Origin of the sequence: Enterococcus alcedinis, from assembly GCF_014635985.1 — a bacterium.
Taxonomy (GTDB): Bacteria; Bacillota; Bacilli; order Lactobacillales; family Enterococcaceae; genus Enterococcus_I; species Enterococcus_I alcedinis.
This window is the reverse complement of sequence record NZ_BMDT01000013.1, coordinates 45255-69786: the sequence shown is the minus strand read 5'-3', so window position 1 is coordinate 69786 and position 24532 is coordinate 45255. Positions and strand designations below refer to the sequence as shown.

Below are 24532 nucleotides of genomic sequence, written 5' to 3'. Positions count from 1 at the left end.
AAGAGAATGCGTAATCTAAAATATTAGTTTTTGTTTTTAACACTGTCTACTTGACAGGGAGCACTTCAATCTTCTAATCGGGTTTTTACTGTAATTTTTTAATTTTCTCGATGTAAAATGAGCTTGGTGATTTCAAGTAGTGTTTCTTTCACCCCATCTGGATGATTTGGTAATTTTTGAATGGCCTTCAAGGCGTCATCTGTATACTTAGTTGCTAGTTTTTGTGCTCTTTCAACACCTTTTGTTTCCTCGACGATGTGTAAAACAGCAAGCGCCTCATCAGGTGTCATCTGTTCTTTTTTCGCTAGTAAAGGTTTTAAAGCAGTTGGATTTTGCTCAAGCGCATAAAGTAGAGGTAAGGAATAAATTCCTTGTCGCACATCTTCCAAGACAGGTTTACCAATGGCGTCACGATCTTGCGAGTAGTCTAAAATATCATCTAATATTTGGAAAGCCATCCCAATATTGTGGCCAATCTCACTGGCTTTTTTAGAAAACATTTTGGTGCTACCACTTTCAAAAGCACCAATCGCACAACTTAAGGCAAATAGCTCTGCTGTTTTGCCTGAAATGTTTTCTAAATAATCGTCGACGGTGACTTCAGTATAATAATGTTTATCCATCTGTCCGAGTTCACCAGCTAGAATTTTCTCCATACTGCGTGAATTCATTTGTAAACTTTTCATCGATGTGGCGTAATCAGCCATAATTCGGAAACATGCAACAAATAAATAATCACCAGCGTAAACAGCGGTCGCGTTGCCAAAACGTGCACGGACTGTTGGTAAGTTGCGACGTAAATCTGAATCGTCAACGATATCATCGTGAATTAAGGTCGCTGTATGAAGCATTTCGATTGCAGCTGCTAGAGCTAAAATTTTATTTTCATCTTTTTCTGTGCCAAATTGGGCAAATAAAATTTGATAAGCTGGACGTAAGAGTTTGCCGCCTGCGCGAATCATCTCGATAATTGCTTGTTCAACGTCTTTGTTTTTGATATGCAATGAGTTTTCCATGATGGCTAATGTTTTTGTTAAGTCATTTTGTAAAGTGGGGAAAGGTTCCCACATTGAATGAAGTGTCATAAAAAAAGTCCTCCTTAACTTTTTTCGTTGGTTGGTTCAGACCATTTTACGTTTGTTTCTGCTTCGTATTGCTCTTTAAATTGTTTCAATGTGTTGACGCGTTTTAGTAAATAGTTAGCTGCAACCCCAATTGCGATTCCAGATAAAATACCGAAAAAAGAAAGTATAGGCAAATAAAGTAAAACGGTCCATGATTGGGCAATCCAAGAAGCAGTAATTAATTGGCCGACGTTATGCATAAAACCGCCTGCACCACTGATACCAATAATGCTGACACGTTTTGGTCCGAGTGTTTTAATCAGTAACATTGTAAAGTAGCTTAACATACTTCCCGAAAAGCTATAAAGCAAGGTCGATACGGTACCGCCCAGTAATGTGGTTAAAATCAAACGTAACACAACGAGTTTGAAACTATCACGTTTTGGCATCGTAAAAATGGCGATAATCGTAATTAAGTTTGCTAATCCAAGCTTGGCTCCAGGTGCAAAGGCGAAAGGATAAGGAATCATGTTTTCGATCAATCCGATAATCACGCCTTGAGCGACGAGTAGGGAAATAAAAATAGTTCTTCGTAATGGATTCATATTTTAGGACGGTTTAATAGATCAACTCGTCAGTTTCACTCCCATCTATTGCAACGATTTCAATCACGAGTTTATGGGGTAAACAAACGATTGTTTCGCCATGCTTACTTGCCCAACCGCGTCTGACGCAAACTTGGTCACCGCAATCGGCTTCTACGATACGGATGCGATCGCCATCAATTTCGATGACATTGGTGTCGCCATCATCGCTCTTATAAGTATAGAGTTGGCCTTTTTTCCCTTCAACTAAACGGAAGGATTCAATCTCTTGTCCGTTGACTCGTAACACAGCATGTTTCTCAGCATTTTCAGGCATTTGTTGTGCACCGAAAACCACAAGTGGTAAGAAAGATGAGACAATTAAGATGAAAATAATAATAAAATCCCAACGTTTCATCTGACTAGCACGAATAAATTCTTTGAGTTTCATCTGTCTGACTTCCCCTCTAATTTTTCTATATTCTAACATACTATTGAACGAACAGAAGTCTTTTTGACATAAAAAAGGTTGAAACAAAAGTATCGTTTGACTTTTGTTTCAACCTCAAAGATTCATTTCAATGAATTATTTTTGTCCGTACATTGATTTAGGTGTTCCATACCACCATTTACCAAGTGTGCGTTGTAACCAAGGAATTACCCAACGGTCTAAACCGACTGCGCGACCAGAACCGTTCATTAAAGCAAAGGCTACTGGAATGAACCAAATGTTTACCCAGAAGAACATACCTGATAAGCAGAAAGTAACAACTAACGCAATCGTTGTTGCACTCATTAACCAAGTAAATAAACCTGCCATTAATGCTAAAGCAATACCGATTTCAACAAAAACCATCATTTTTTGGAAGAACATAGCAACTTCCATGTTTGGCATCATGATTTTCATGATGTTTGAGAACCATTCAGGTGCAGAGTCTAAAACAGCCATTGGTGCTTCGCCATAAGCGTAACTTAAACCAAATTTTGCGACTTCCACAACTTCTTCAGTACCCGCACCGCTGGCAGCAGACGTTGCATCACTTGCAGCAGCTGTTGCATCAGTTACGTAATCCCAAGTCCAAGGGAATACACTATTACCAGTGAACCATGAACCTTCACCAAACCAAGTACTTGGTTTTAGCCATTCACCTTCACCGACCATTTTCTTACCGGCTTCAATAAACCAAACTAAACCGTAGAAGACGCGTAATGGTACGCTCCATAATACGTTACCGTAACGAGAAGAGTGTCCGCGAGTCACGTTGCGATCGTCTTTAATGTGGAAGAACTCGTGCATCATGTATTGGAACATATAGTAACCTGAACGAATATCAAAGAAGTATTTCAAGTTAACAACGTGTTTCATGATGATTGCTAAGAAACCACTTAAATGAATTTTATCGAATAAGTTGGCAACGCCCCACTTCGCACCGATTGAAACCATAAATCCTTGGTAGTTTCCTTTGAATTTATGTTTGCTGCCACCTTTAATGTCAGCCACGATGTTTGCTGCAGCGGTGTGACCCGTTTGTTCTGCTGCTTGAACGATTTGTGGTGTTGGTGTATTCGGGAATTCTTCGTAGAATACTAAGTCACCGATGATATAAATATTTTTATCTTCATAGCCTTTTGCTTCCATAAACTCGTTCGCAACTAAACGGTTACCACGAGCTGCTTCTAAACCAAAATCAGCCGCATCTGTTGTACCTTTTACGCCGGCAGTCCAGATTAATGTATGTGTTGGGATTGAAGAACCATCTTTTAATTTAATGTGGTCAGCTGCTACTTCAACGATTGGTGCGTTTAGAACTAAATCAACGTTTTGTGATTTTAAGTAACGTTCTGCTTTACCAGCATCGTTACGGTCTAACATGTTTAAAATCGTTGGCATTGCTTCGACAACTTTTAATGAAATTTCGCTAGCATCGATTTTGAATTCTTTTGCTAAACGATCTTTCCAATCGATTAATTCACCGATCATTTCGATTCCAGTAAAACCAGAACCACAAACAACGAAGCTTAACATTGCTTTACGAACTTCAGCATCCGGTTCAATCGCTGCTTTTGCAACAGTTGATAAGATGTGCTCGCGAATACGAACTGAATCTTCAAATGACCATAATGTAAATCCGTGTTCTTTAACACCTGGTGTACCAAAGTCGTTTGGCTCGCCACCCATACCTAATACAAGGTAATCGAATGCGTATGAACCAAGTTTTGTTTGAACCACTTTTTTGTCTTTGTCAATTGCAGTAACCGTATCTGTTACTAATTGAACGTTTTTTTGACGAGCGAATAGACGTTGTAAATCGTATTGAATTGCTTCTGGTTCCACACGACCACCTGCAACCTCATGTAATTCAGTCATCATAGTGTGATAAGAGTGACGGTCGATTAAAGTGATTTGAACATCGTTGTCTTTTTTAAGCTTCTTAGCTAAGTGTTTGACAGCAGAAACGCCCGAATAACCAGCACCGACAACGACAATATTTTTTGTAGCCATTGAAATCTCTCCTTAAATCAAAATGTAATTAGTTTATAAGTGCACAATCCACCCCATTATACATGGGAATGCTTGATTTGTCTAAAGAAAGTTTCATCATTTCACAAAAAAATTTACAGAAAACGTTTTTTGTGAAGTTGAAAAAGATTACTTTTGATGAAAAAAAGGATTGACAACGGATAAAATTCAAGTACAATGTTAATTGAATCACAAACTTATTTGTGAAAAATTAGGGAAAAAAGAAAAGGTGGATATTGAAATGAAAGCAAAAAAATTAGTAGCAGGGTTTACAGCGTTGGTTTTCTCAGCATTAGTATTAGGAGCTTGCTCACCAGATAGCAAACCAGAAGCTTCTTCAAGTGAAGCACCTGCATCTTCAGAAGTGAAAGAATCATCCGTAGCCGAGTCATCAGAAAAAACTGAAGCGGCTGAACCTACAGTAACATTACAAGATGGTACCTATACATTAGAAGAAACAAACTATAGCAATGACTACCGCGTTGTTTTCTCAATCGTTGTTGAAGGCGGCAAAATCGTTGAGTCAAACTATGATAACTTAAATGAAGCCGGCGATTCAAAAGCAGTCGATGCTGAATACAACAAAATGATGAAAGACAAAGCAGGTATTTCACCAGAAGAGTTTATCCCAGCATTTAACGAAGGATTAACTGCGGCACAAAATCCAGCGGCGATTGAAGTTGTTTCAGGTGCAACACATTCGTTCCATTCATTCCAAAACTACGCACAACAATTAATCCAAGCAGCACAAGCTGGCAACACAGAAGTAATCAAAATCAATAATGGTGGTGACTTACAAGACGGTACGTACACATTAGAAGAAAAAAATTACAACAATGACTACCGTGTATCGTTTTCTATCGTTGTAAAAGACGGCAAAATTACAGAATCAAACTACGATAACGTTAATGAAGCCGGCGAATCAAAAGTGAAAAATGCAGAATACAATGAAATGATGAAAGACGCAGCAGGTATTTCACCAGAAGAGTTTATTCCAGCATTTAACGAAGCACTTGTCGCTCAAATGGCTGAAGAAAAAGGCGCACCAGGCAACATTGATGTTGTAAGTGGCGCAACTTCAAGCTTCAATTCATTTGTTCTTTATGCAGAACAATTAGTGAATGCAGCTGAAAATGGTGCAACAGAAACAATCACAATCGACAATCCAACAAAATAATTGAAATAAAAATAACAAAAAAAGCAAGTGGCGGGGAGGAAGGTCTCGGTCACTTGTCTTTTTTTTTTTTTTTGAAACCCACTGAATTCGAGGCTTTTACAATTTTTGAAAAAAACGGTATGATAATAAGAAAAATAAGGAAATCGAAGGTGACAATATGAATAAGAAAAGATTCCATTGGTTGGGTTTGTTTTTGCTCGTTCTAGTATTAGGTGCTTGTGGCACGGGGAAATCGAAGACAAACACCAGTGAATCGACACAAACACCAGCAAATTTACGCGACAAACCTTATCGAGAAGAGCAATTTTTACTCGGAACCTATACGCGTTTAAGTGTGTACGATGAAGGCAAAGAAGCTGCTTTAGCACCTGCTTTTGCGCGCATTAAAGATTTAGGTGATCGTATCACGATTAATGAACCTGGCTCTGAAATTGATCAAATCAATGAAAAAGCAGGGATTGAACCGGTCCAAGTTTCACCTGATATTTATTCGCTAGTCAAAACAGCAAAGGAATATAGTGTCAAATCAGAAGGCGCGTTTAACTTAGCCATTGGAGCGATTACTCAATTGTGGCGAATCGGATTTGATGATGCGAGAAAACCAAATCAAGCGGAGATCGATCAAGCACTAACCAAGATTGACTACAATAAAGTGCAACTGGATGACGAAAAACAAACCGTCTTTTTGGAAGAAGAAGGGATGATTATTGATCTAGGTGCCATTGCGAAAGGTTACATCGCTGATGAAGTCGCAAAGGTATTGCGCCAAGAAGGTGTTACTTCTGGAATTGTTGACTTAGGGGGCAATATTTTAGTGATTGGCCATAGTTATCGTGGGGCCGACCAAGAATGGAATATCGGCATTCAAGATCCAAATACAGCACGAGGAACAACGATTGGTACGATTCAAGAAGCCGATAAAACCGTTGTGACATCGGGGATTTATGAACGTTTCTTAGAGCTTGATGGTCAAAAATACCATCATATTTTTGATACGGCAACCGGTTATCCAGTCGAAAATGAATTGGCGAGTGTTTCGGTTGTGACGGACCATTCCATCGACGGCGATGCATTAACAACCATGCTTTTTGCCAAAGGCTTAGAAGAGGGAATTCGTTTTGTTGAAGAGCAAACACCTGAAGGGACCGATGCGATTTTCATTACGCATGAAGGTCAAGTTTATGTGACGTCTGGGTTGCAAGAAGAGTTTAAACTCGATTCTGAATCGGGTTACCAAATGGCAAAATAAAAAAGTTGGAGTAATAAAATGAATCTTAAAGTATTTTTGGAGTTAGTTGAAATTCGTACGAAAATTGCGAGTTTATTTCCTTTTTTAATCGCAGTGGTTTTTTCACTGACCTATTTTGGCGAAGGAAATTTTTTGAACACTGTTTTATTTTTTATCGGTATGCTCGTTTTTGATATGGCGACGACTGCTATTAACAATTTAATGGATTACCAAAAAGCCAAGTCTGATGTCTATAAATATCAAGACAACGTGATTGGAAAAGAAGGGTTGGATCCTAAAAAAGTTCGTACCCTGATTTTAAGTATGTTAGCTTTCACGCTCGTGATTGGTCTGATTCTGGCGTTGAAAACAGGTTGGTTACTACTTGTTATGGGAGGGATTGTTTGTTTCATCGGTGTCTTCTATACGTTTGGTCCAATTCCCTTATCACGTATGCCGCTAGGTGAAATTTTTAGTGGTGTCACCATGGGGCTAGGAATTTTTGCTATTACGGTTTACATTAATACCCCGTTGCGAAAAATCTTTTATTTAGATATTAACTTTAAAGCGGGTGTTTTTGCCTTAACGGGTAGTCTTTGGGGCGTGTTGGCGATTTTACTTGCGTCATTGCCATTAGTTTTTACAATTGCCAATTTGATGTTAGCGAATAATTTACGTGATCTAGAAGCGGATATCGAAAACCATCGCTATACATTGGTTTATTATATCGGACGTGAGGTCGGAATTATCCTATTCCAAACATTGATGTACAGCAGTTACGCAGTGATTTTACTTGGATTAATTCTCGGTGTGTTTGAGTGGCCAATTTTAATTGTTTTTGCAACGTTACCCAAAATCATTAAAAACCTCAAAGAACACAAAGCTAGTTTGCCGCATCCAAGAAGTTTCGGCTATGGCATTAAGAACCTCATCTTATTCAATGGTGCGTATCTTGTTGGTTTACTATTAACCTTGATTTTTTAAAATGAATAATAAAGCACCAAACTAAAAAACTTCTCTTGCATCCTAAATGGACAAAAGAGAAGTTTTTTTCATTGCAAATGTTAAGCAGTTTTGTTTTTTTCTTTAAGGTATTGGACATAGTTACCTAAGCCTTCAATCCCGGCGACGGCCGCAAGTGTCCATTCGAATGGGGACACTTCGTTCAGTGAATCTTTGTCATACCACAGTGTGAAGACGAGAATCACCCCGTATAAAAAAGCTTTGATAAAATATTCCCATTTACTTGAATAATGAGCAAGAGTGATGCGCTTATAGAAGCGAGTGAATAAGGATAATACGATTAAAAGAATCAGTAGTAAGAAAATAAAATCCATCGAAAGCCTCCTTGGAAAAGAGCATTATTTTAATTGTTTGCCATCAATCGTACTCAAACTAACTTCACCAGAGGAAAGGGTCATTTCTCCTGCTGTTGTTTGGACGACCAACTCGCCAGCATCTGTTATGCGTAAGGCTTTCCCCGTGTAATTGACACCACGTTGCGTAAAATTGACGACTTTGCCAATCACAAACGACTTATTGCGATAATAATCCAAATAAGCAGTATCTGGTAGTCCATCGAGGAGTTCAAAGAAATTACGCCAAATATTTTGAATCAATTCATTACGAGTAATTGTTGGTGAACTTTCTGGAAAGAGTGAGGTGGCGATTGTTTGTAGTTCTTGTGGGAATGCTTCTGGTTTAATTGAAAAGTTTAAGCCGATCCCAATTGTCACATGTGAGATTTGCCCCGTCTCGAAATCACTCATTGCCTCGGATAAAATACCGCAAACTTTTTTTCCATCCAAAAAGAGATCATTCACCCATTTGATACTACAAGATTTTCCGGTTGCTTCATCAATGGCTAAAGCGACTGCGACGGCCGTTAATAAAGTATATTGTGGCAACTCAGCAAATGTTTGATTTGGTTCAAGTAAAAGCGTCATGTAGATTTGTCCTTCAGGTGAAAAGAAGGGGCGTCCGTATCGGCCACGACCACCGCTTTGTGTCTCTGTTAAAAACAGAGCAGGCGTTGCTTGATGGTTCATCGCCGCCAGTTTTGCAACATTCATGGTGGAGTCGATGCTTTTTTCAATTAAGATATTTTCAGACAAGAGTGAACTGAAAGCGATTTCCTCCGCTTCTAAAACATTTGAGGAAATAAAGCGGTAGCCGTTTGCTAAATGATCGATTTGGTAACCCATTTTATCCAAATCCCGGATAGCTTTCCAGACAGCGGTACGGGAAACATGCAATTCTTTTGCTAATGCTTCACCTGAGACAATCGCTTTGGATTGCTTTAATAGTGCAAGAACTTTGTATTTGGTGCCTCTCAAAGAAATCACCCCTTCTAAAAATTTGTGCTTTCCTCAGTATAAAAGGTTTTCCTCATGTAAACAAGCTTGAAAATCTCAAGAAAACACTTGACGGATGAATGTAGTCTGTGTATAATAAGGAGTTGCAAAAACTATCTAAAAAAACGATCAGAAACGAAATATTGTCCGTTTCGGTGAGTAATAAGGAACAAAAGTAGTCACTTCAGCGAACGCTGGTTCTATTTTTGGTTTTTTTTTGCTCAAAAGCCGCAAAAAATGTTCGTTGTTACCTAAATTTAATTTATGTAACATAAAAGAAACAAAACATCAGATAGTTATTTTGGCAGATTTTTTTAGAGGGGTGAAGAGCTTGGCTGGACACGTAGTAAAGTACGGAAAGCACCGCGAACGTAGAAGTTTCGCAAGAATCAGTGAAGTATTGGAATTACCAAACTTAATTGAGATTCAAACAGACTCTTATCAATGGTTTTTAGATGAAGGCTTAAGAGAGATGTTTGAAGACATTTTGCCGATTGAAGATTTTAATGGCAATTTATCGTTGGAATTTGTAGATTATGAGTTAAAGACACCTAAGTATACAGTAGAAGAAGCTCGTGCCCATGATGCAAATTATTCGGCACCGTTACATGTTACGTTGCGTTTAATGAACCGCGAAACCGGTGAGTTGAAATCACAAGAAGTCTTCTTTGGTGATTTCCCATTAATGACAGAAGAAGGAACATTCATTATTAACGGAGCAGAACGTGTTATCGTATCTCAGTTAGTTCGTTCTCCAGGTGTTTATTTCCATGGAAAAACCGACAAAAACGGTAAAGAAGGATTCGCTTCAACAGTGATTCCGAACCGTGGCGCATGGTTAGAGATGGAAACCGACGCAAAAGACATTTCTTATGTCCGTATTGACCGCACACGTAAAATTCCATTAACTGTCTTAGTCCGTGCCTTAGGGTTTGGATCAGATGACACGATTTTTGAAATTTTTGGCGACAGCGAATCATTACGCAATACGATTGAAAAAGATTTACACAAAAATGCAAGCGATTCTCGTACCGAAGAAGGGTTAAAAGACGTTTATGAGCGTCTTCGCCCAGGAGAACCGAAAACGGCTGATAGTTCACGTAACTTATTAACAGCTCGCTTCTTTGACCCACGTCGTTACGACTTAGCAGCGGTTGGTCGTTACAAAGTTAACAAAAAACTTGACTTAAAAACACGTTTATTAAACTTAACTTTAGCTGAAACATTAGTTGATCCTGAAACAGGAGAAATTTTAGTTGAAAAAGGCACTGTTTTAAGTCACCAAGTAATGGATACTTTAGGACAAGCGATTGATAACGGCTTAAATTCTGTCACTTATTACCCAAGTGACGACGCTGTTGTGACAGAACCAATGACGGTTCAAGTCATCAAAGTCTTCTCACCAAGAGATCCAGAACGTGAAGTGAATGTTATCGGTAATGGTTACCCAACGGACGAAATCCGTACGGTGCGCCCAGCAGATATCGTGGCTTCAATGAACTATTTCTTCAACTTAATGGAAGGCATCGGTAACGTAGATGATATCGATCACCTAGGAAACCGTCGTATCCGTTCAGTTGGTGAACTTTTACAAAACCAATTCCGTATCGGTTTAGCTCGTATGGAACGTGTTGTTCGTGAAAGAATGTCGATTCAAGACACAGAAACATTAACGCCACAACAATTAATTAATATTCGTCCGGTTGTTGCAAGTATCAAAGAATTCTTTGGTTCTTCTCAATTATCTCAGTTCATGGACCAAACCAACCCATTAGGCGAGTTAACGCATAAGCGTCGTCTATCTGCCTTAGGGCCTGGTGGTTTAACACGTGACCGTGCCGGTTATGAAGTTCGAGACGTTCACTATTCCCACTACGGTCGTATGTGTCCAATCGAAACACCTGAGGGACCAAATATCGGTTTAATTAACAGTTTAGCCTCTTACGCAAAAGTGAATAAGTATGGCTTTATCGAAACACCTTACCGTCGTGTAGATCGTGAAACGGGTCGCGTAACGAAAACGATTGATTACTTAACAGCTGATACGGAAGACCATTACGTTGTCGCTCAAGCAAATAGCTTATTAAATGAAGATGGCTCGTTCGTTGATGACGTGGTTATGGCTCGTTTAACAAGTGAAAACTTAGAAGTATCAATTGATAAAGTCGATTACATGGACGTTTCTCCTAAACAAGTAGTCGCAGTCGCAACGGCATGTATTCCTTTCTTAGAAAACGATGACTCGAACCGTGCCCTAATGGGTGCCAACATGCAACGTCAAGCGGTGCCTTTGATTAATCCAAAAGCCCCTTGGATCGGAACAGGAATGGAATATAAATCAGCACATGACTCAGGAGCTGCTTTAATTTGTAAAGCAGACGGTATTGTTGAGTATATGGATGCTTCTGAAATTCGCGTTCGTCGCAACACAGGAACATTAGACAACTACTCAATTACAAAATTCCGTCGTTCAAACTCAGGAACAAGCTACAACCAACGCCCATTAGTTAATGTTGGCGAAGTGGTTGAAAAAGGCGATATTCTAGCAGATGGACCATCAATGGAATCAGGCGAAATGGCTTTAGGTCAAAACGTTCTTGTAGCCTTCATGACATGGGAAGGTTATAACTACGAGGATGCGATTATTATGAGTCGTCGTCTTGTTAAAGATGACGTTTATACTTCAGTTCATATTGAAGAATACGAATCAGAAGCGCGTGATACGAAGTTAGGCCCAGAAGAAATTACTCGTGAAATTCCAAACGTCGGGGAAGATGCACTGAAAAACCTTGATGAAATGGGAATTATCCGTATTGGTGCGGAAGTTAAAGATGGCGACTTACTCGTTGGTAAAGTTACTCCTAAAGGGGTAACCGAATTATCAGCAGAAGAACGTCTATTACACGCAATCTTCGGTGAAAAAGCACGTGAAGTACGTGATACTTCTCTACGTGTTCCTCACGGTGGTGGCGGAATCGTTCATGATGTTAAAGTCTTCACTCGTGAAGCAGGCGATGAATTAGCACCAGGCGTAAACATGCTTGTACGTGTCTACATCGTTCAAAAACGTAAAATCAATGAAGGGGATAAAATGGCGGGACGTCACGGAAACAAAGGTGTCGTTTCACTAATTATGCCTGAAGAAGATATGCCATTCTTACCAGACGGCACACCAGTGGATATTATGTTAAACCCACTTGGGGTACCTTCTCGTATGAACATTGGACAAGTATTAGAGTTACACTTAGGAATGGCAGCACGTGCCTTGAATATTCATATTGCAACACCAGTCTTTGATGGTGCGAGCGATGAAGATGTATGGTCAACGGTTCGTGAAGCAGGTCTTGCAAGTGATGCCAAAACGGTTCTTTATGATGGCCGTACTGGTGAACCACTCGATGGCCGTATTTCAGTTGGTGTCATGTATATGATTAAATTAGCCCACATGGTTGATGATAAATTACATGCTCGTTCAATTGGACCTTACTCACTAGTTACGCAACAACCTCTAGGAGGAAAAGCGCAATTTGGTGGACAACGTTTCGGAGAGATGGAAGTTTGGGCACTGGAAGCATATGGTGCAGCTTATACTTTACAAGAAATCTTAACGTACAAATCAGATGACGTCGTAGGTCGTGTGAAAACATACGAAGCGATTGTTAAAGGTGAACCAATTCCAAAACCAGGCGTACCGGAATCATTCCGCGTATTGGTGAAAGAATTACAGTCACTAGGTTTAGATATGCGTGTATTAGATATCGACGATCAAGAAGTGGAACTTCGTGATATGGACGATGAAGATGACGATCTAATTACCGTAGACGCTTTAACGAAATTCGCTGAACAACAACAGCAATTACGTGACGCACAAGAAAAAGCACAGCAAGAAGCAAAAGCAGCAGCTGAGCAAGCAACAGAAGAATAAAGGTGTAGCAAAAGTCGCTTTGCTCTGAGCAATTGGAGCGCTTTACGAACAAGTGGGTCTCTCACTTGTTCGTAAAGCGTGAAATTGCCGAGAGAGCAGACCTTAGATACCCGTGAATAAAGGTGATTTTTGAAGTGTCTAGTGACGAGTAATAAGCCAAGAGTCGTTTGAAAGTGTTCTTTACTTTCAAAAAGAATCAGGCTTATTACCGAGTCACTACTTCATAAATCCCGTAGAATAAAGGTGATTGCTTTGGAGCGGTCAGCTGCGAGAGTTAACGAAGCAGATGGAAAAATTGCGTTTTGATTTTATCCATCTGACGAGTTAAATCCGAGCAGTTGCTCCAACAATCCCGTAGATAAAGATGATACGTTTGTCTTTTAAAGAGTGATTATTCTTTGAAAGACGGGCTGTCAATCGTTAAATGTAATAGCCATGAAATGAAATGGAGGGAACCCCTTTTGATCGATGTAAATAGATTCGAAAGCATGCAAATAGGCTTGGCTTCTCCCGAAAAAATTAGAAGCTGGTCTTATGGTGAAGTAAAAAAGCCTGAGACAATTAACTATCGTACGTTAAAACCTGAACGTGAAGGGTTATTTGATGAGCGTATTTTCGGCCCTACAAAAGATTGGGAATGTGCCTGTGGTAAGTACAAGCGTATCCGCTATAAAGGGATTGTTTGTGACCGTTGTGGCGTAGAAGTTACGCGCTCAAAAGTTCGTCGTGAACGTATGGGACACATTGAACTAGCAGCACCAGTTTCTCATATTTGGTACTTTAAAGGGATTCCATCACGTATGGGTCTTGTATTAGACATGAGTCCACGTGCATTAGAAGAAATTATTTATTTTGCTTCTTATGTCGTAATCGAGCCAGGTAACACGAGCTTAGAGAAGAAACAATTATTGACTGAACGCGAATACCGTGAAAAACGTGAGCAGTATGGTCAAGAGTTTAGCGCGGCTATGGGAGCAGAAGCTGTCAAACAATTATTAGACGCTGTAAACTTAGAAAAAGAAGTTGTTGGATTAAAAGAAGATTTAAAAACAGCTTCGGGTCAAAAACGTACGCGTGCGATTCGTCGCCTAGATATCATGGAAGCTTTCCGTGCATCTGGTAATCAACCAAGTTGGATGGTAATGGACGTTGTTCCAGTTATTCCTCCTGATTTACGTCCGATGGTTCAATTAGAAGGTGGTCGTTTTGCGACTTCTGACTTAAACGATTTATACCGTCGTGTAATCAACCGTAATAACCGTTTGAAACGTTTATTAGACTTAAACGCACCAAACATTATCGTACAAAACGAAAAACGCATGTTACAAGAAGCGGTTGACGCTTTAATTGATAACGGTCGTCGTGGCCGTCCAGTTACAGGACCAGGAAATCGTCCATTGAAGTCACTTTCACACATGTTGAAAGGAAAACAAGGTCGTTTCCGTCAAAACTTACTTGGAAAACGTGTTGACTATTCTGGTCGTTCAGTAATCGTCGTAGGCCCAACATTAAAAATGTACCAATGTGGACTACCAAAAGAGATGGCATTAGAATTATTCAAGCCATTCGTAATGCACCAATTAGTAAAACGTGAAATTGCGTCAAACATCAAAAATGCAAAACGCAAAATTGAACGTCAAGAAGACGATGTATGGGACGTTTTAGAAGACGTTATCCGTGAGCATCCAGTCCTATTGAACCGGGCACCTACGTTACACAGATTAGGTATCCAAGCCTTTGAACCTGTTTTAGTTGAAGGACGCGCGATTCGCTTACACCCATTAGTGTGTGAAGCCTATAACGCCGATTTCGATGGAGACCAAATGGCCGTTCACGTACCGTTAAACGAAGAAGCACAAGCAGAAGCAAGAATGTTAATGCTTGCCGCTCAAAACATTTTGAACCCGAAAGATGGTAAACCAGTTGTTACGCCTTCTCAAGATATGGTTTTAGGTAACTATTACTTAACGATTGAAGAAGACGGACGCGAAGGGGAAGGTATGATCTTCCGTGATATGAACGAAGCAGTCACTGCATGGCGCAATGGTTACGTTCATTTACATTCACGTGTTGCAGTCGACCCAAATCATTTAGGTGACAAACCATTTACACCGGAACAAAAATCACAATTAATGGTAACAACAGTCGGTAAGATCATCTTTAACTCAATCATGCCAACAGAGTTCCCTTATTTAAATGAACCAACCGATTTCAACTTAGCGGTGAAAACACCAGATAAATACTTCGTGCCAGCTGGAACAAACATTCCAGAGTTCATTAAAGCACAAGAATTAATTGGACCGTTCAAGAAGAAAAACCTAGGAAATATTATTGCAGAAGTCTTCAAACGTTTCAAAGTAACGGAAACATCTCGCATGCTTGACCGTATGAAAGACTTAGGATATAGCCACTCAACAATGGCCGGTATCACTGTAGGTATTTCTGATATCATGGTTTTAGAAGAAAAACACGTAATCATCGATGAAGCACACAAGCAAGTTAATAATATTACGAAACAATTCCGTCGTGGTTTAATTACGGATGAAGAGCGTTATGAGCGTGTAATTGCTGTTTGGAATACTGCCAAAGATGAAATCCAATTAAAATTAATGAAGACTTTGGATATTAAAAACCCAATCTTCATGATGTCTGATTCCGGTGCCCGTGGTAACATCTCCAACTTTACTCAGCTTGCTGGTATGCGTGGATTGATGGCCGCTCCAAGTGGTAAAATCATGGAATTACCGATCATCTCGAACTTCCGTGAAGGGTTAACCGTCTTAGAAATGTTTATTTCTACCCATGGTGCTCGTAAAGGAATGACGGATACGGCCTTGAAGACAGCCGATTCAGGTTACTTAACACGTCGTTTAGTAGACGTTGCCCAAGATGTCATCATTCGTGAAGACGATTGTGGTACAGATCGTGGTCTTGAAGTTCGTTCAATCCGTGAAGGAAATGAAATCATTGAATCATTAGAAGAACGTTTACTGGGTCGTTATGCACGTAAAGCAGTGTATCACCCAGAAACAGGTGCTGCAATTGTTGTACCTGATCAATTAATTACTGAAGATTTAACGAAGCAAATTATCGATGCTGGCATCGAAACGGTTACGATTCGCTCAGTCTTCACATGTAATACAAAACATGGTGTATGTAAACATTGTTATGGCCGTAACTTAGCGACAGGTAACGAAGTTGAAGTGGGAGAAGCAGTTGGAACAATTGCTGCCCAATCAATCGGAGAGCCTGGTACACAGTTAACGATGCGTACGTTCCATACGGGTGGGGTTGCCGGAGACGATATTACTCAAGGTTTACCTCGTATTCAAGAGATTTTTGAAGCACGTAATCCAAAAGGACAAGCCGTTGTATCTGAAGTTACAGGTGAAGTCATTGATATTTCTGAAGACGCAGCAACACGCGTTAAAGAAGTAACAATTAAAGGTGAAACTGATACAAGAACGTATCAAGTACCATTTACTGCACGTATGAAAGTGGTAGAAGGCGATATGATTGACCGTGGTGCACCATTAACGGAAGGATCAATTGAACCGAAACACTTATTACAAGTATGTGATGTCTTAACAGTTGAGAACTACTTATTGCGTGAAGTACAACGCGTTTACCGTATGCAAGGGGTAGAAATCGGCGATAAACATATCGAAGTAATGGTTCGTCAAATGCTACGTAAAGTACGTATCATGGATCCAGGTGATACGGATATCTTACCAGGAACATTAATGGATATTGCGGACTTTAAAGACCGTAACTATCAAACATTAATCTCTGGTGGCGTTCCAGCAACGTCTCGTCCAGTTCTTTTAGGTATTACAAAAGCATCATTAGAAACAAACAGTTTCTTATCTGCTGCTTCATTCCAAGAAACAACACGTGTCTTAACAGACGCTGCGATTCGCGGTAAGAAAGACCACCTATTAGGATTGAAAGAAAACGTAATTATCGGTAAGATCATTCCAGCTGGTACTGGTATGCCTCGTTACCGTAATATGGAACCAAAAGAAGTGACTGTTGCAAGTAAAAATGTATACAGTATTTCAGATATCGAAGCACAAATGGCTGCGGAAGATGCTGCAGAAGCATTGAAAACAGAGAAGTAATTCGATTCGTTCACATTCTAAATCAAAAGCCTGACAATTTCGGTTGTCAGGTTTTTTTATTGTTCTTTAAATGAGAGTAATAGACTCAAAATGACGAAGAACGGTCGTCAGAATTAGTAGAGGATTTCTACTCTGGAATAGCAAGAAGAGGGCTTTTTGTTCCTGAGATTATTCCAGCTATTCTTTTGAAAAGGTTTTCTTAAAACTGCTGTTATTTAACTCTAGTCATAGTATAATAATTATTGAATAAAAAAATGAAGGAGTGATTGAATTTTGAAGGTGAAATATTTAGGAACAGCGGCAGCAGAACGTGTACCAGCAATCTTTTGTAAATGTGAGGTTTGTGAATTTGCTCGAGAACATAAAGGAAAAGAATGGCGTACTCAACTGCAAACGGTACTTGATGAGGGTGAATTGTTAATCGATTTCCCGGGAGATAGTTTTTTACATCAATGGCAACATGACATTGATTTTAATGATATTGAACATTTGTTATTGACGCATTGGCATGGGGATCATTTATATGCAGAAGATTTGGCACTTAGAATTAGCGGGTATGGCCAAGATTTAGATAAAGTACTACACGTATATGGTAGCCCTTTCACCAAAACGTTCTATGATCGAGCGTTTGAACTAGAGGGTCGTTTTGATGAAAGCCGCTTAGTTTATCATACAATTCGGGCTTACAATCCGATTGAAATTAGTCGTTATAAAGTTTATCCAATCCCAGCACAGCATGGTAATTTTCAAGAAGATTGTCTAATTTATGCAATTGTTGATCGTGAAACAGGTAAATCACTCTTTTATACGCATGATACCGGTATGCCACTTGAAAAAGATTTACAATATTTAGCGACTCAAGGTATCGTATTTGATTTTGTATCACTTGATTGTACGGGTCAAGGTTTTGAGCAAAGTGGTCCAGTTCATATGTCACTAAAAGAAAATGTGCATTTAATTGAAAAAATGCGCCAACTTGGATTGGTTCATGATGAAACGATTTATGTAGCGAGTCACTTCTCACATAATGGTGGGTTGAATCATGAAGCGATGCAAGCTTTAAGTGAAGCTGATGGGATTTTAACGAGTTATGATGGGATGGAAGTTGAATTTTAGAGTCAAAAAAGTCGCCTTGAAATCAAGTAAGAACTGATTTCAAGGCGACTGCTTATGTTTGACTTAAATAAAACGTACAGCGGTCCCGTAAGCTGCGACTGACTGCATGTCTTGTCCGATTGAACCTGAATCAAAGCGCATCATAACAACCGCGTCAGCGCCCATTTTGTCCGCATTTTCAATTAAGCGATTGATTGCTGCCTCACGTGATTCTTCTAACATTTCGGTGTAAGCTTTAATTTCTCCCCCGACAATGTTTTTTAAATTTGCACCAATATTTTTGAAGACATTTTTTGACTGAGTGGTTAACCCAAAAACTTCACCGATAATTTCATATTCTTTACCTGGAATCTTTTCTGTGGTGGTTACAAGCATTCTGTCATCGCCTCTTTCTTATTCTTTGCTATTTAAAATTACATCCTTATACTACTCCTGAGAAGAGTATAGTGCAAGTAATTTGATACGGGGAGAACAAAAAGACTGATTGTAAGTAATCAGTCTTTTTCACGTATTACTTCATTAAGTTTTCGTAGTTAATTGCTGCACCAATCAAATTGGCATCGTTTAAGAACTCGCAAGCAGCAACTTTTGGCATTGCCCCGGGTACGCCGAATTCAACTAATTGATCGTAAAGGCGTTTACGGATTTCTTCTGTGACGTCTGGACGAGCAGAGATACCGCCACCAATAATAATCATTTCTGGATCAATCGAGACTTGAATGTTATAAAGTGCATCGGTTAAATGCGCATACATGCCGTCAAACGCTGCAATCGCTGCTTTATCACCTGCATCGTAACGTTCAAATAATTCTTTTCCAGTAATCACTTCGCCGATTTCTTTTGAAAAACGACCAGCTGTGTTAACCGCTGTACCGTTGGAGCTCAAGTTGCGTCCATTACGGCTAACCATTAAGCCAAATTCGCCACCGAATAAATGAGCACCTTTATATAATTGACCATTAATAAAAATGGCACCACCAACACCGGTACCAATCACGACAAAGGCTACATGATTCATTCCCTGTCCTGCACCTAAGCCCATCTCAGCAATGCCGGCGCAATTTGCGTCGTTTTCAATCGTGATTGAAAAGCCAAGAGCCGCTTCTAGCTCGTCAAAAATTGGACGTTCATGTAAGTAAGGTACCGCGCTAATCCCATCAATTCGACGGTCTTTTACGTTAACTGCGCCTGGTGAACTAATCGCGACACCCGTGATATCGTTACCAAAAGTCGCAATGACGTTTTTCATTTCTTGTTGCATCTCTTCTAGTGTTTCCGGCGTCGTGAATTGCCCAGTTTCACTAAGTTGTTTGTTTTCCCATTTTCCATATTTAACGGCAGATCCGCCAATATCAAAAACTGCTAATGCCATGATTCATCCCTCGTTTATTCAATATTAAACCGCTTCCCTTATCATAGCAAGAAACGCACCAGAATGAAATTGTTTTTGAGTGAATTTTGCAAAAAGGATTGACGTTACGTGACTTTATTTGCTATAGTCAATCACAATTGTTAGGAGTAAACATTCTTCAGTTTGGTTAACTTGAAGGATTTTTATATATAAAAAGGAGTGGTTATTGATGGTAACAACAAAACAACCTTTTCGTGCGGATCATGTGGGCAGTTTTTTACGCCCGACGGAATTAAAAGACGCACGTGAGGCCTATCGCTTAGGAACAATTACAAAAGAGGCGCTAACAGCGGTTGAGGATCAAGCAATTCGTGAATTAATCGCCAAACAAAAGGCAGTGGGATTAAAAGTCGTGACTGATGGCGAATTTCGTCGTCGCTGGTGGCATTTAGATTTCATCGCAGGATTTGAAGGAATTACAGTCTATGATTTTACAACGAACGCCTTTGGCATCGAGTCAGAGATGCAAGCGACATATGTCAGTGGACCGTTACGTTTTTCAAAAGAACACCCGTTTTTAAAACACTTTGCTTTCACAAAAGCTGTTGCAGGAGAGACGTTAGCCAAACAAACCATTCCTGGACCGAATATGATTTTATTAGGATCGGCTATTTCATCGAAAAAGTACCAGGAAAACCCAGTTTATGAAACGATTGAAGCATTAGCGAAAGACCTAGTGACAATCTACCAAGAAACGATTTTGGCCTTTTATGAAGTTGGTTGTCGTTACTTGCAAATCGATGACACGAGCTGGGGCGCCTTATTTGATGAGCGATTCCGCCAAACATTGCAAGAACAAGGTTATGATCCAGAAGATTTAATTGAGTTATTTGCTCGAGTAACAGAAGAAATGTTTCACGTGAAACCTTCTGATATGACAATCACTTTTCATTTATGTAAGGGGAATTTTCAGTCGCATTGGTTGTATAGTGGCTCGTATGATACGATTGCCAAACGTCTATTAAGTTTACCATTTGATGGTTTTTTCCTAGAATTTGATGATGAACGGTCCGGTGGTTTTGAAGCGATGGCAAATTTACAAGACCAACGTTTAGTGCTAGGCTTAGTGACCACTAAAACCCCAGAATTAGAAACAAAAGCGCATTTGAAACAACGAATTCAAGAAGCGAGTCAATTTGTGCCACTTGACCAACTTTGTTTAAGTCCACAATGTGGGTTTTCATCGACACATGAAGGCAATAAAGTTTCGGAAACCGATCAATGGGCAAAAATGGCACTAGTCGTTGAAACAGCTGAAGAAATCTGGGGGGAATAAGGAGTTTTCATCGCCTTTTCTGAAAAAATATGCTAAACTACAACAGTTGAAGATGAGCATTGTAGGTGTAACAAAAGTCATTTTAATCTGAGAAACGAGAGATAAATTCGAATAATCGAGTTTTTCGATTGATCAAATTTAGAGAAGTTGTCGTAAGAGCAGACTTTTGCTACCTATTTATCAAAAATATTCGTGGATAAAAAGGGGATGTGAACATTGTCACAGCCCCTTTTTACGCCATCGATATTGAAAAAGGAAAGGAAACAGCATGTTAAACTTAACAGATATTACCCATCAATTTGCAGATAAAATCTTATATGAAAACTTAAATTTACAAGTCAATCGTGGCGAACATGTCGGCTTGATTGGTCAAAATGGAACAGGGAAGTCGACCTTAATTAAAATTATTACCGGTGAATTATTACCCGATAATGGTCGAGTGGAGATCCCACGTAATAGTCATTTAGGCTATTTAGATCAATACGTTCAAGTCGATGAAACCCTGACGATTTACGATTTTTTAAAGACTGCTTTTCAAAAAGAGTTAGATAAAGAAGCGCGAATCACCGCTTATTACACCGAATACAGTGAAACGATGGATGATCGTTTATTAGAAAATGCCGGACGTCTACAGACGGAACTTGACCAAGGTGAATTTTATCAAATGGATACCTTAATTCACGAAATGGCGACAGGACTCGGGATTCAAGTCTTGGGTCTGGATACCGTCTTGAAAGAACTTAGTGGCGGGCAACGGTCGAAAGTCATTTTAGCGAAATTATTACTCGAAAAACCAGAGATTTTAGTTCTGGATGAGCCGACCAACCATTTAGATGATACCCATGTCTTATGGTTGACCAATTTCTTACAAAATTTTTCAGGCACGTTCCTTGTTGTTTCGCATGACCGTGATTTCTTAAATGAAATTACGACCCATATTGCCGATATTGAATTTGGGAAAATGACGAAATATACAGGAAACTTGAAAAAAGCCTTGAAACAAAAAGAAGCCAACCGTGAAACTTATTTAAAACAATACGAGAACCAAAAGAAACAGATTGAAAAAACCGAAGCCTATATTCGTAAATACAAAGCGGGATCACGCTCGACAATGGCGAAAAGTCGTGAGAAACAACTCGATAAAGTTGAGCGCTTAACACCACCAAGTGAAGCGTTAAAACCGCATTACCAATTTCCGTATCATAATATTGTTTCAACACTCGCTTTGACGACCGATCATTTAGTGATTGGTTACGAAGGCAAGCCGTTGTTAAGTCCGATTCAATTAACGATTCGTTACGGTGAAAAAGTCGCGATTCGTGGCTTCAATGGTGTCGGAAAATCAACGTTACTAAAAACGCTAATTGGAGAAATTCCAGCCGTAGATGGGGAATTTCAATTACCTGCTAATACGAAAATCAATTATTTCTCACAAGATTTGGCTTGGGAATACCCGTTAGAAACACCGTTGCAATACTTAGGCGATCTTTTCCCGAAAGCAAGTATCAAAGAGTTACGTCGTCACTTGTCATTAGCCGGACTCGTCAACCAATTAGCGCAAGAACCGATGAAAAATCTAAGTGGTGGCGAACAAACAAAAGTGAAGCTCGCGCAAATGACGATGACTCCTGGAAACTTCTTAATCTTAGATGAGCCAACGAACCATATCGATCAGCAAGCGAAAGAAAGCTTACAAGAAAGTCTAATAAACTATGAAGGCACCGTGATTGTCGTATCTCATGAACAAGAATTTTATGAAGATTGGGTCGATCGCATCGTTGATATTCGAGAATAGGAGGAGTTATCTTGCGCCAACAGTTTGATCAATTAAAGCTACAAGTTGTTGAATTACCGATTGAATTTAAAGAGGGACAACCCGAGTATGCCGGTTATTTACGTGAATTGCCTTTTATTGCGGCGGAAGCCTCATCGAAAAAACAACTGTATCGCCAATTATTAGAGCAATACCAATCTTATGCGGAAACACAATTAGCCAAACAAGCACTAGAAGTGGAACAAGAAGAAATGACGTCCTCCTTGCTTGATTACGCCGATTTATTAAAATATTATGACGGTGAAACATTCGATGGTTTCGAATGGCCGCATACTTCAGAATAGCAAAAAAAAGGAACAAAAGTCATCGTTAAACATGACTTTTGTTCCTTTTTAGTTATCGAATACGACAGGAGGCTTTACTGGGTTTTTATTTGCCAAAAGATTGATAATTGCTTGCTCAATCGAGAGGTAATCATTTTCAAAAAGCAACGGGTGTACGGATAACCGGTACTCTTGGGTCGGCATTGCAAATTGCTTGACGGTCGAGATAATTAAATCAGCTGATGAAGGGTCATCGACAAACACAAGATGGTATTTTATTTGTAAACGATTCAAAATACTTGAACGAATGTGCGCTAGATGAGCATTAGATAACGGGCATTCCAAGTAAAGATAGACCCGTTTTTTACGCTGCTCTAATGGTGATAAAGATAAGGTTAGCAGCAAAGAATTAATCATAAAATGATATGTATTAAGGTGCGGACAGGTGGGAATAAAAGCTTCTATAAAATGATCGAACCGCTTCATATGTAGCGGATAATGCTCCTTTAACTCGTTTACGGAGACTAAGGGAAAGACACGGAATAAATAAATTTCTTCAGGGTACATTTTTTGAAAATAAAACAAACGAATCAAGTCTGATTTCGTTTCGTTTGGTAACTTTTTTTCCTCACTTGGGAAAAAATAGAAGAAAAGGCGTTCCCAAGTGGCTAATTCTTCCTGATATTGTGGAGCTAAAGTTGCTTGATAGTCAACTTCCTTTGGTGTGTACAAATTAAATAAATAAAGCATAAAGAGGAAAAAATTCCAATCAGCTTCTGACCAGTCATTTAGCTGTTCAGGTTTTGGAATAAAAGCATAATCGCTGAAGGAATCATCTTCAATCAACCAATTTTTTTTAATCCGATAGATTTGTGTCCCGTAAAGTAGAGCAACCATTTCAAGTTGTAAATAAGTATATGATTGATTTAAAACATCTGAAAAGGAGGAGACCTTACGAATGATTGCTTGCTGTTTATCTTCTTCAATCGGTAAGTTCGTGATTCCTTGATAAGTTAAATAATTGGCTAAAAAATAATAAGCACGAATCTTTTCCTCTGGGCCGATGAGTTTTAATTGTCGGCCAATGGAGATTCGAATGCCAAACGGTTGTAAATTTTTATTGACTTGTAGGACTTTTCGTCGGGTAGTTGCCTCGCTGATGTAATATTTTTGACAAAAATCAGTGACCTTAATTGGGTTTTCATAAAATAAATCGGTTAATAAATGGTAAGACAATTCAGAGTAGTGATATTGATTGAGTAGTAACTGCAAATCACCATTATTTTGATACAATCGAAAACCTTGTTTTTGGCTAACGACTAGTTCGAACTCCCCATTTTTATAACATGCTTGAATGTCTTCTTCAATTTCACGACACAACAGTTGCACTTGTTGAGGATTTTTCATTTCCAATTCTGCAGCGATCTCTCTCGACGTTGTATATTCATCTCGATTACTGAGGAAAAATAACAATTGAATTTTTAAAGACGTTTTACGAACCTTACCTAGAAACATATTTGATTCATGAATTTTTGTTTGAAACATCACAAACGACACCCTTCTAATCCCTATGTTTTTGAAATGTTCATAAATAAACTCGTTATGAATGTTAAGAAGAACATTTTAATTGATGTATATGCATTATAATTATTGTATGT

At 39.2% G+C, this 24532-nt stretch carries 18 protein-coding genes; 9 read left to right on the top strand and 9 right to left on the bottom strand.

Going from position 1 to position 24532, the window contains the following annotated elements; genetic code table 11:
- Positions 1–98: 98 nt before the first annotated feature.
- The 4 genes from IEV09_RS11500 to IEV09_RS11485 all read right to left on the bottom strand — a co-directional run bounded on the left by IEV09_RS11500 (position 99) and on the right by IEV09_RS11485 (position 4151).
- Entirely contained in the window at positions 99–1085 is a 987-nt protein-coding gene (locus tag IEV09_RS11500) for a polyprenyl synthetase family protein (RefSeq protein ID WP_188368457.1), read from the bottom strand.
- Between the two features lie 14 nt (positions 1086–1099).
- Positions 1100–1669, bottom strand: coding sequence for a Gx transporter family protein (locus IEV09_RS11495; RefSeq protein WP_188368456.1), 570 nt, complete (start codon positions 1667–1669; stop codon positions 1100–1102).
- A 13-nt stretch (positions 1670–1682) separates the two neighbouring features.
- Positions 1683–2099, bottom strand: coding sequence for a NusG domain II-containing protein (locus IEV09_RS11490; RefSeq protein ID WP_188368455.1), 417 nt, complete (start codon positions 2097–2099; stop codon positions 1683–1685).
- Between the two features lie 135 nt (positions 2100–2234).
- A complete protein-coding gene (locus IEV09_RS11485; RefSeq protein ID WP_188368454.1) occupies positions 2235–4151 on the bottom strand; it encodes an NAD(P)/FAD-dependent oxidoreductase in 1917 nt (638 codons plus the stop codon).
- Between the two features lie 259 nt (positions 4152–4410).
- Between IEV09_RS11485 and pplA the strand changes: the two genes are divergently transcribed.
- The 3 genes from pplA to menA all read left to right on the top strand — a co-directional run bounded on the left by pplA (position 4411) and on the right by menA (position 7558).
- The gene (pplA, locus tag IEV09_RS11480; protein ID WP_188368453.1) at positions 4411–5346 is read left to right on the top strand and encodes an extracellular electron transfer flavoprotein PplA; all 936 of its coding nucleotides are present in this window, start codon (positions 4411–4413) and stop codon (positions 5344–5346) included.
- Positions 5347–5503: 157 nt separating this feature from the next.
- Entirely contained in the window at positions 5504–6595 is a 1092-nt protein-coding gene (locus tag IEV09_RS11475) for an FAD:protein FMN transferase (protein WP_188368452.1), read from the top strand.
- An 18-nt stretch (positions 6596–6613) separates the two neighbouring features.
- Positions 6614–7558: a 1,4-dihydroxy-2-naphthoate polyprenyltransferase gene (gene menA, locus IEV09_RS11470; protein WP_188368451.1), complete on the top strand. Its 945-nt coding sequence runs from the start codon at positions 6614–6616 to the stop codon at positions 7556–7558.
- An 80-nt stretch (positions 7559–7638) separates the two neighbouring features.
- On the opposite strand, the gene IEV09_RS11465 is transcribed toward menA, so the two are convergent.
- Together IEV09_RS11465 and IEV09_RS11460 are read right to left on the bottom strand one after the other, a co-directional pair.
- Positions 7639–7911, bottom strand: coding sequence for a hypothetical protein (locus IEV09_RS11465; RefSeq protein ID WP_188368450.1), 273 nt, complete (start codon positions 7909–7911; stop codon positions 7639–7641).
- A gap of 24 nt (positions 7912–7935) precedes the next feature.
- The gene (locus IEV09_RS11460) at positions 7936–8910 is read right to left on the bottom strand and encodes a biotin--[acetyl-CoA-carboxylase] ligase (protein ID WP_188368449.1); all 975 of its coding nucleotides are present in this window, start codon (positions 8908–8910) and stop codon (positions 7936–7938) included.
- A gap of 349 nt (positions 8911–9259) precedes the next feature.
- Here IEV09_RS11460 and rpoB point away from each other — a divergent pair, with 349 nt between their 5' ends.
- The 3 genes from rpoB (at position 9260) to IEV09_RS11445 (ending at position 18090) form a co-directional block, all read left to right on the top strand.
- Positions 9260–12853: a DNA-directed RNA polymerase subunit beta gene (gene rpoB / locus IEV09_RS11455; RefSeq protein ID WP_188368448.1), complete on the top strand. Its 3594-nt coding sequence runs from the start codon at positions 9260–9262 to the stop codon at positions 12851–12853.
- A gap of 461 nt (positions 12854–13314) precedes the next feature.
- On the top strand, positions 13315–16974 hold the full coding sequence (gene rpoC / locus IEV09_RS11450; RefSeq protein WP_306450310.1) for a DNA-directed RNA polymerase subunit beta': 3660 nt from the start codon (positions 13315–13317) through the stop codon (positions 16972–16974).
- A gap of 279 nt (positions 16975–17253) precedes the next feature.
- Complete coding sequence (locus IEV09_RS11445; RefSeq protein ID WP_229731715.1) at positions 17254–18090, top strand: MBL fold metallo-hydrolase; 837 nt, start codon at positions 17254–17256, stop codon at positions 18088–18090.
- 63 nt (positions 18091–18153) lie between these two features.
- Here the strand turns inward: IEV09_RS11445 and IEV09_RS11440 are convergent, their stop codons facing one another.
- Both IEV09_RS11440 and IEV09_RS11435 read right to left on the bottom strand, forming a co-directional pair.
- Positions 18154–18465 carry a heavy metal-binding domain-containing protein gene (locus IEV09_RS11440; RefSeq protein ID WP_188368446.1) on the bottom strand — a complete coding sequence of 104 codons (312 nt, stop codon included), beginning with the start codon at positions 18463–18465 and terminating at the stop codon, positions 18154–18156.
- 136 nt (positions 18466–18601) lie between these two features.
- On the bottom strand, positions 18602–19462 hold the full coding sequence (locus IEV09_RS11435; RefSeq protein WP_188368445.1) for an ROK family protein: 861 nt from the start codon (positions 19460–19462) through the stop codon (positions 18602–18604).
- A gap of 208 nt (positions 19463–19670) precedes the next feature.
- Between IEV09_RS11435 and IEV09_RS11430 the strand changes: the two genes are divergently transcribed.
- The 3 genes from IEV09_RS11430 (at position 19671) to IEV09_RS11420 (ending at position 22895) form a co-directional block, all read left to right on the top strand.
- Complete coding sequence (locus tag IEV09_RS11430; protein WP_188368444.1) at positions 19671–20777, top strand: 5-methyltetrahydropteroyltriglutamate--homocysteine S-methyltransferase; 1107 nt, start codon at positions 19671–19673, stop codon at positions 20775–20777.
- Between the two features lie 268 nt (positions 20778–21045).
- On the top strand, positions 21046–22572 hold the full coding sequence (locus IEV09_RS11425; RefSeq protein WP_188368443.1) for an ABC-F family ATP-binding cassette domain-containing protein: 1527 nt from the start codon (positions 21046–21048) through the stop codon (positions 22570–22572).
- An 8-nt stretch (positions 22573–22580) separates the two neighbouring features.
- Complete coding sequence (locus IEV09_RS11420; protein WP_188368458.1) at positions 22581–22895, top strand: hypothetical protein; 315 nt, start codon at positions 22581–22583, stop codon at positions 22893–22895.
- 48 nt (positions 22896–22943) lie between these two features.
- On the opposite strand, the gene IEV09_RS11415 is transcribed toward IEV09_RS11420, so the two are convergent.
- The gene (locus IEV09_RS11415) at positions 22944–24419 is read right to left on the bottom strand and encodes a helix-turn-helix domain-containing protein (RefSeq protein ID WP_188368442.1); all 1476 of its coding nucleotides are present in this window, start codon (positions 24417–24419) and stop codon (positions 22944–22946) included.
- Positions 24420–24532 lie beyond the last annotated feature (113 nt).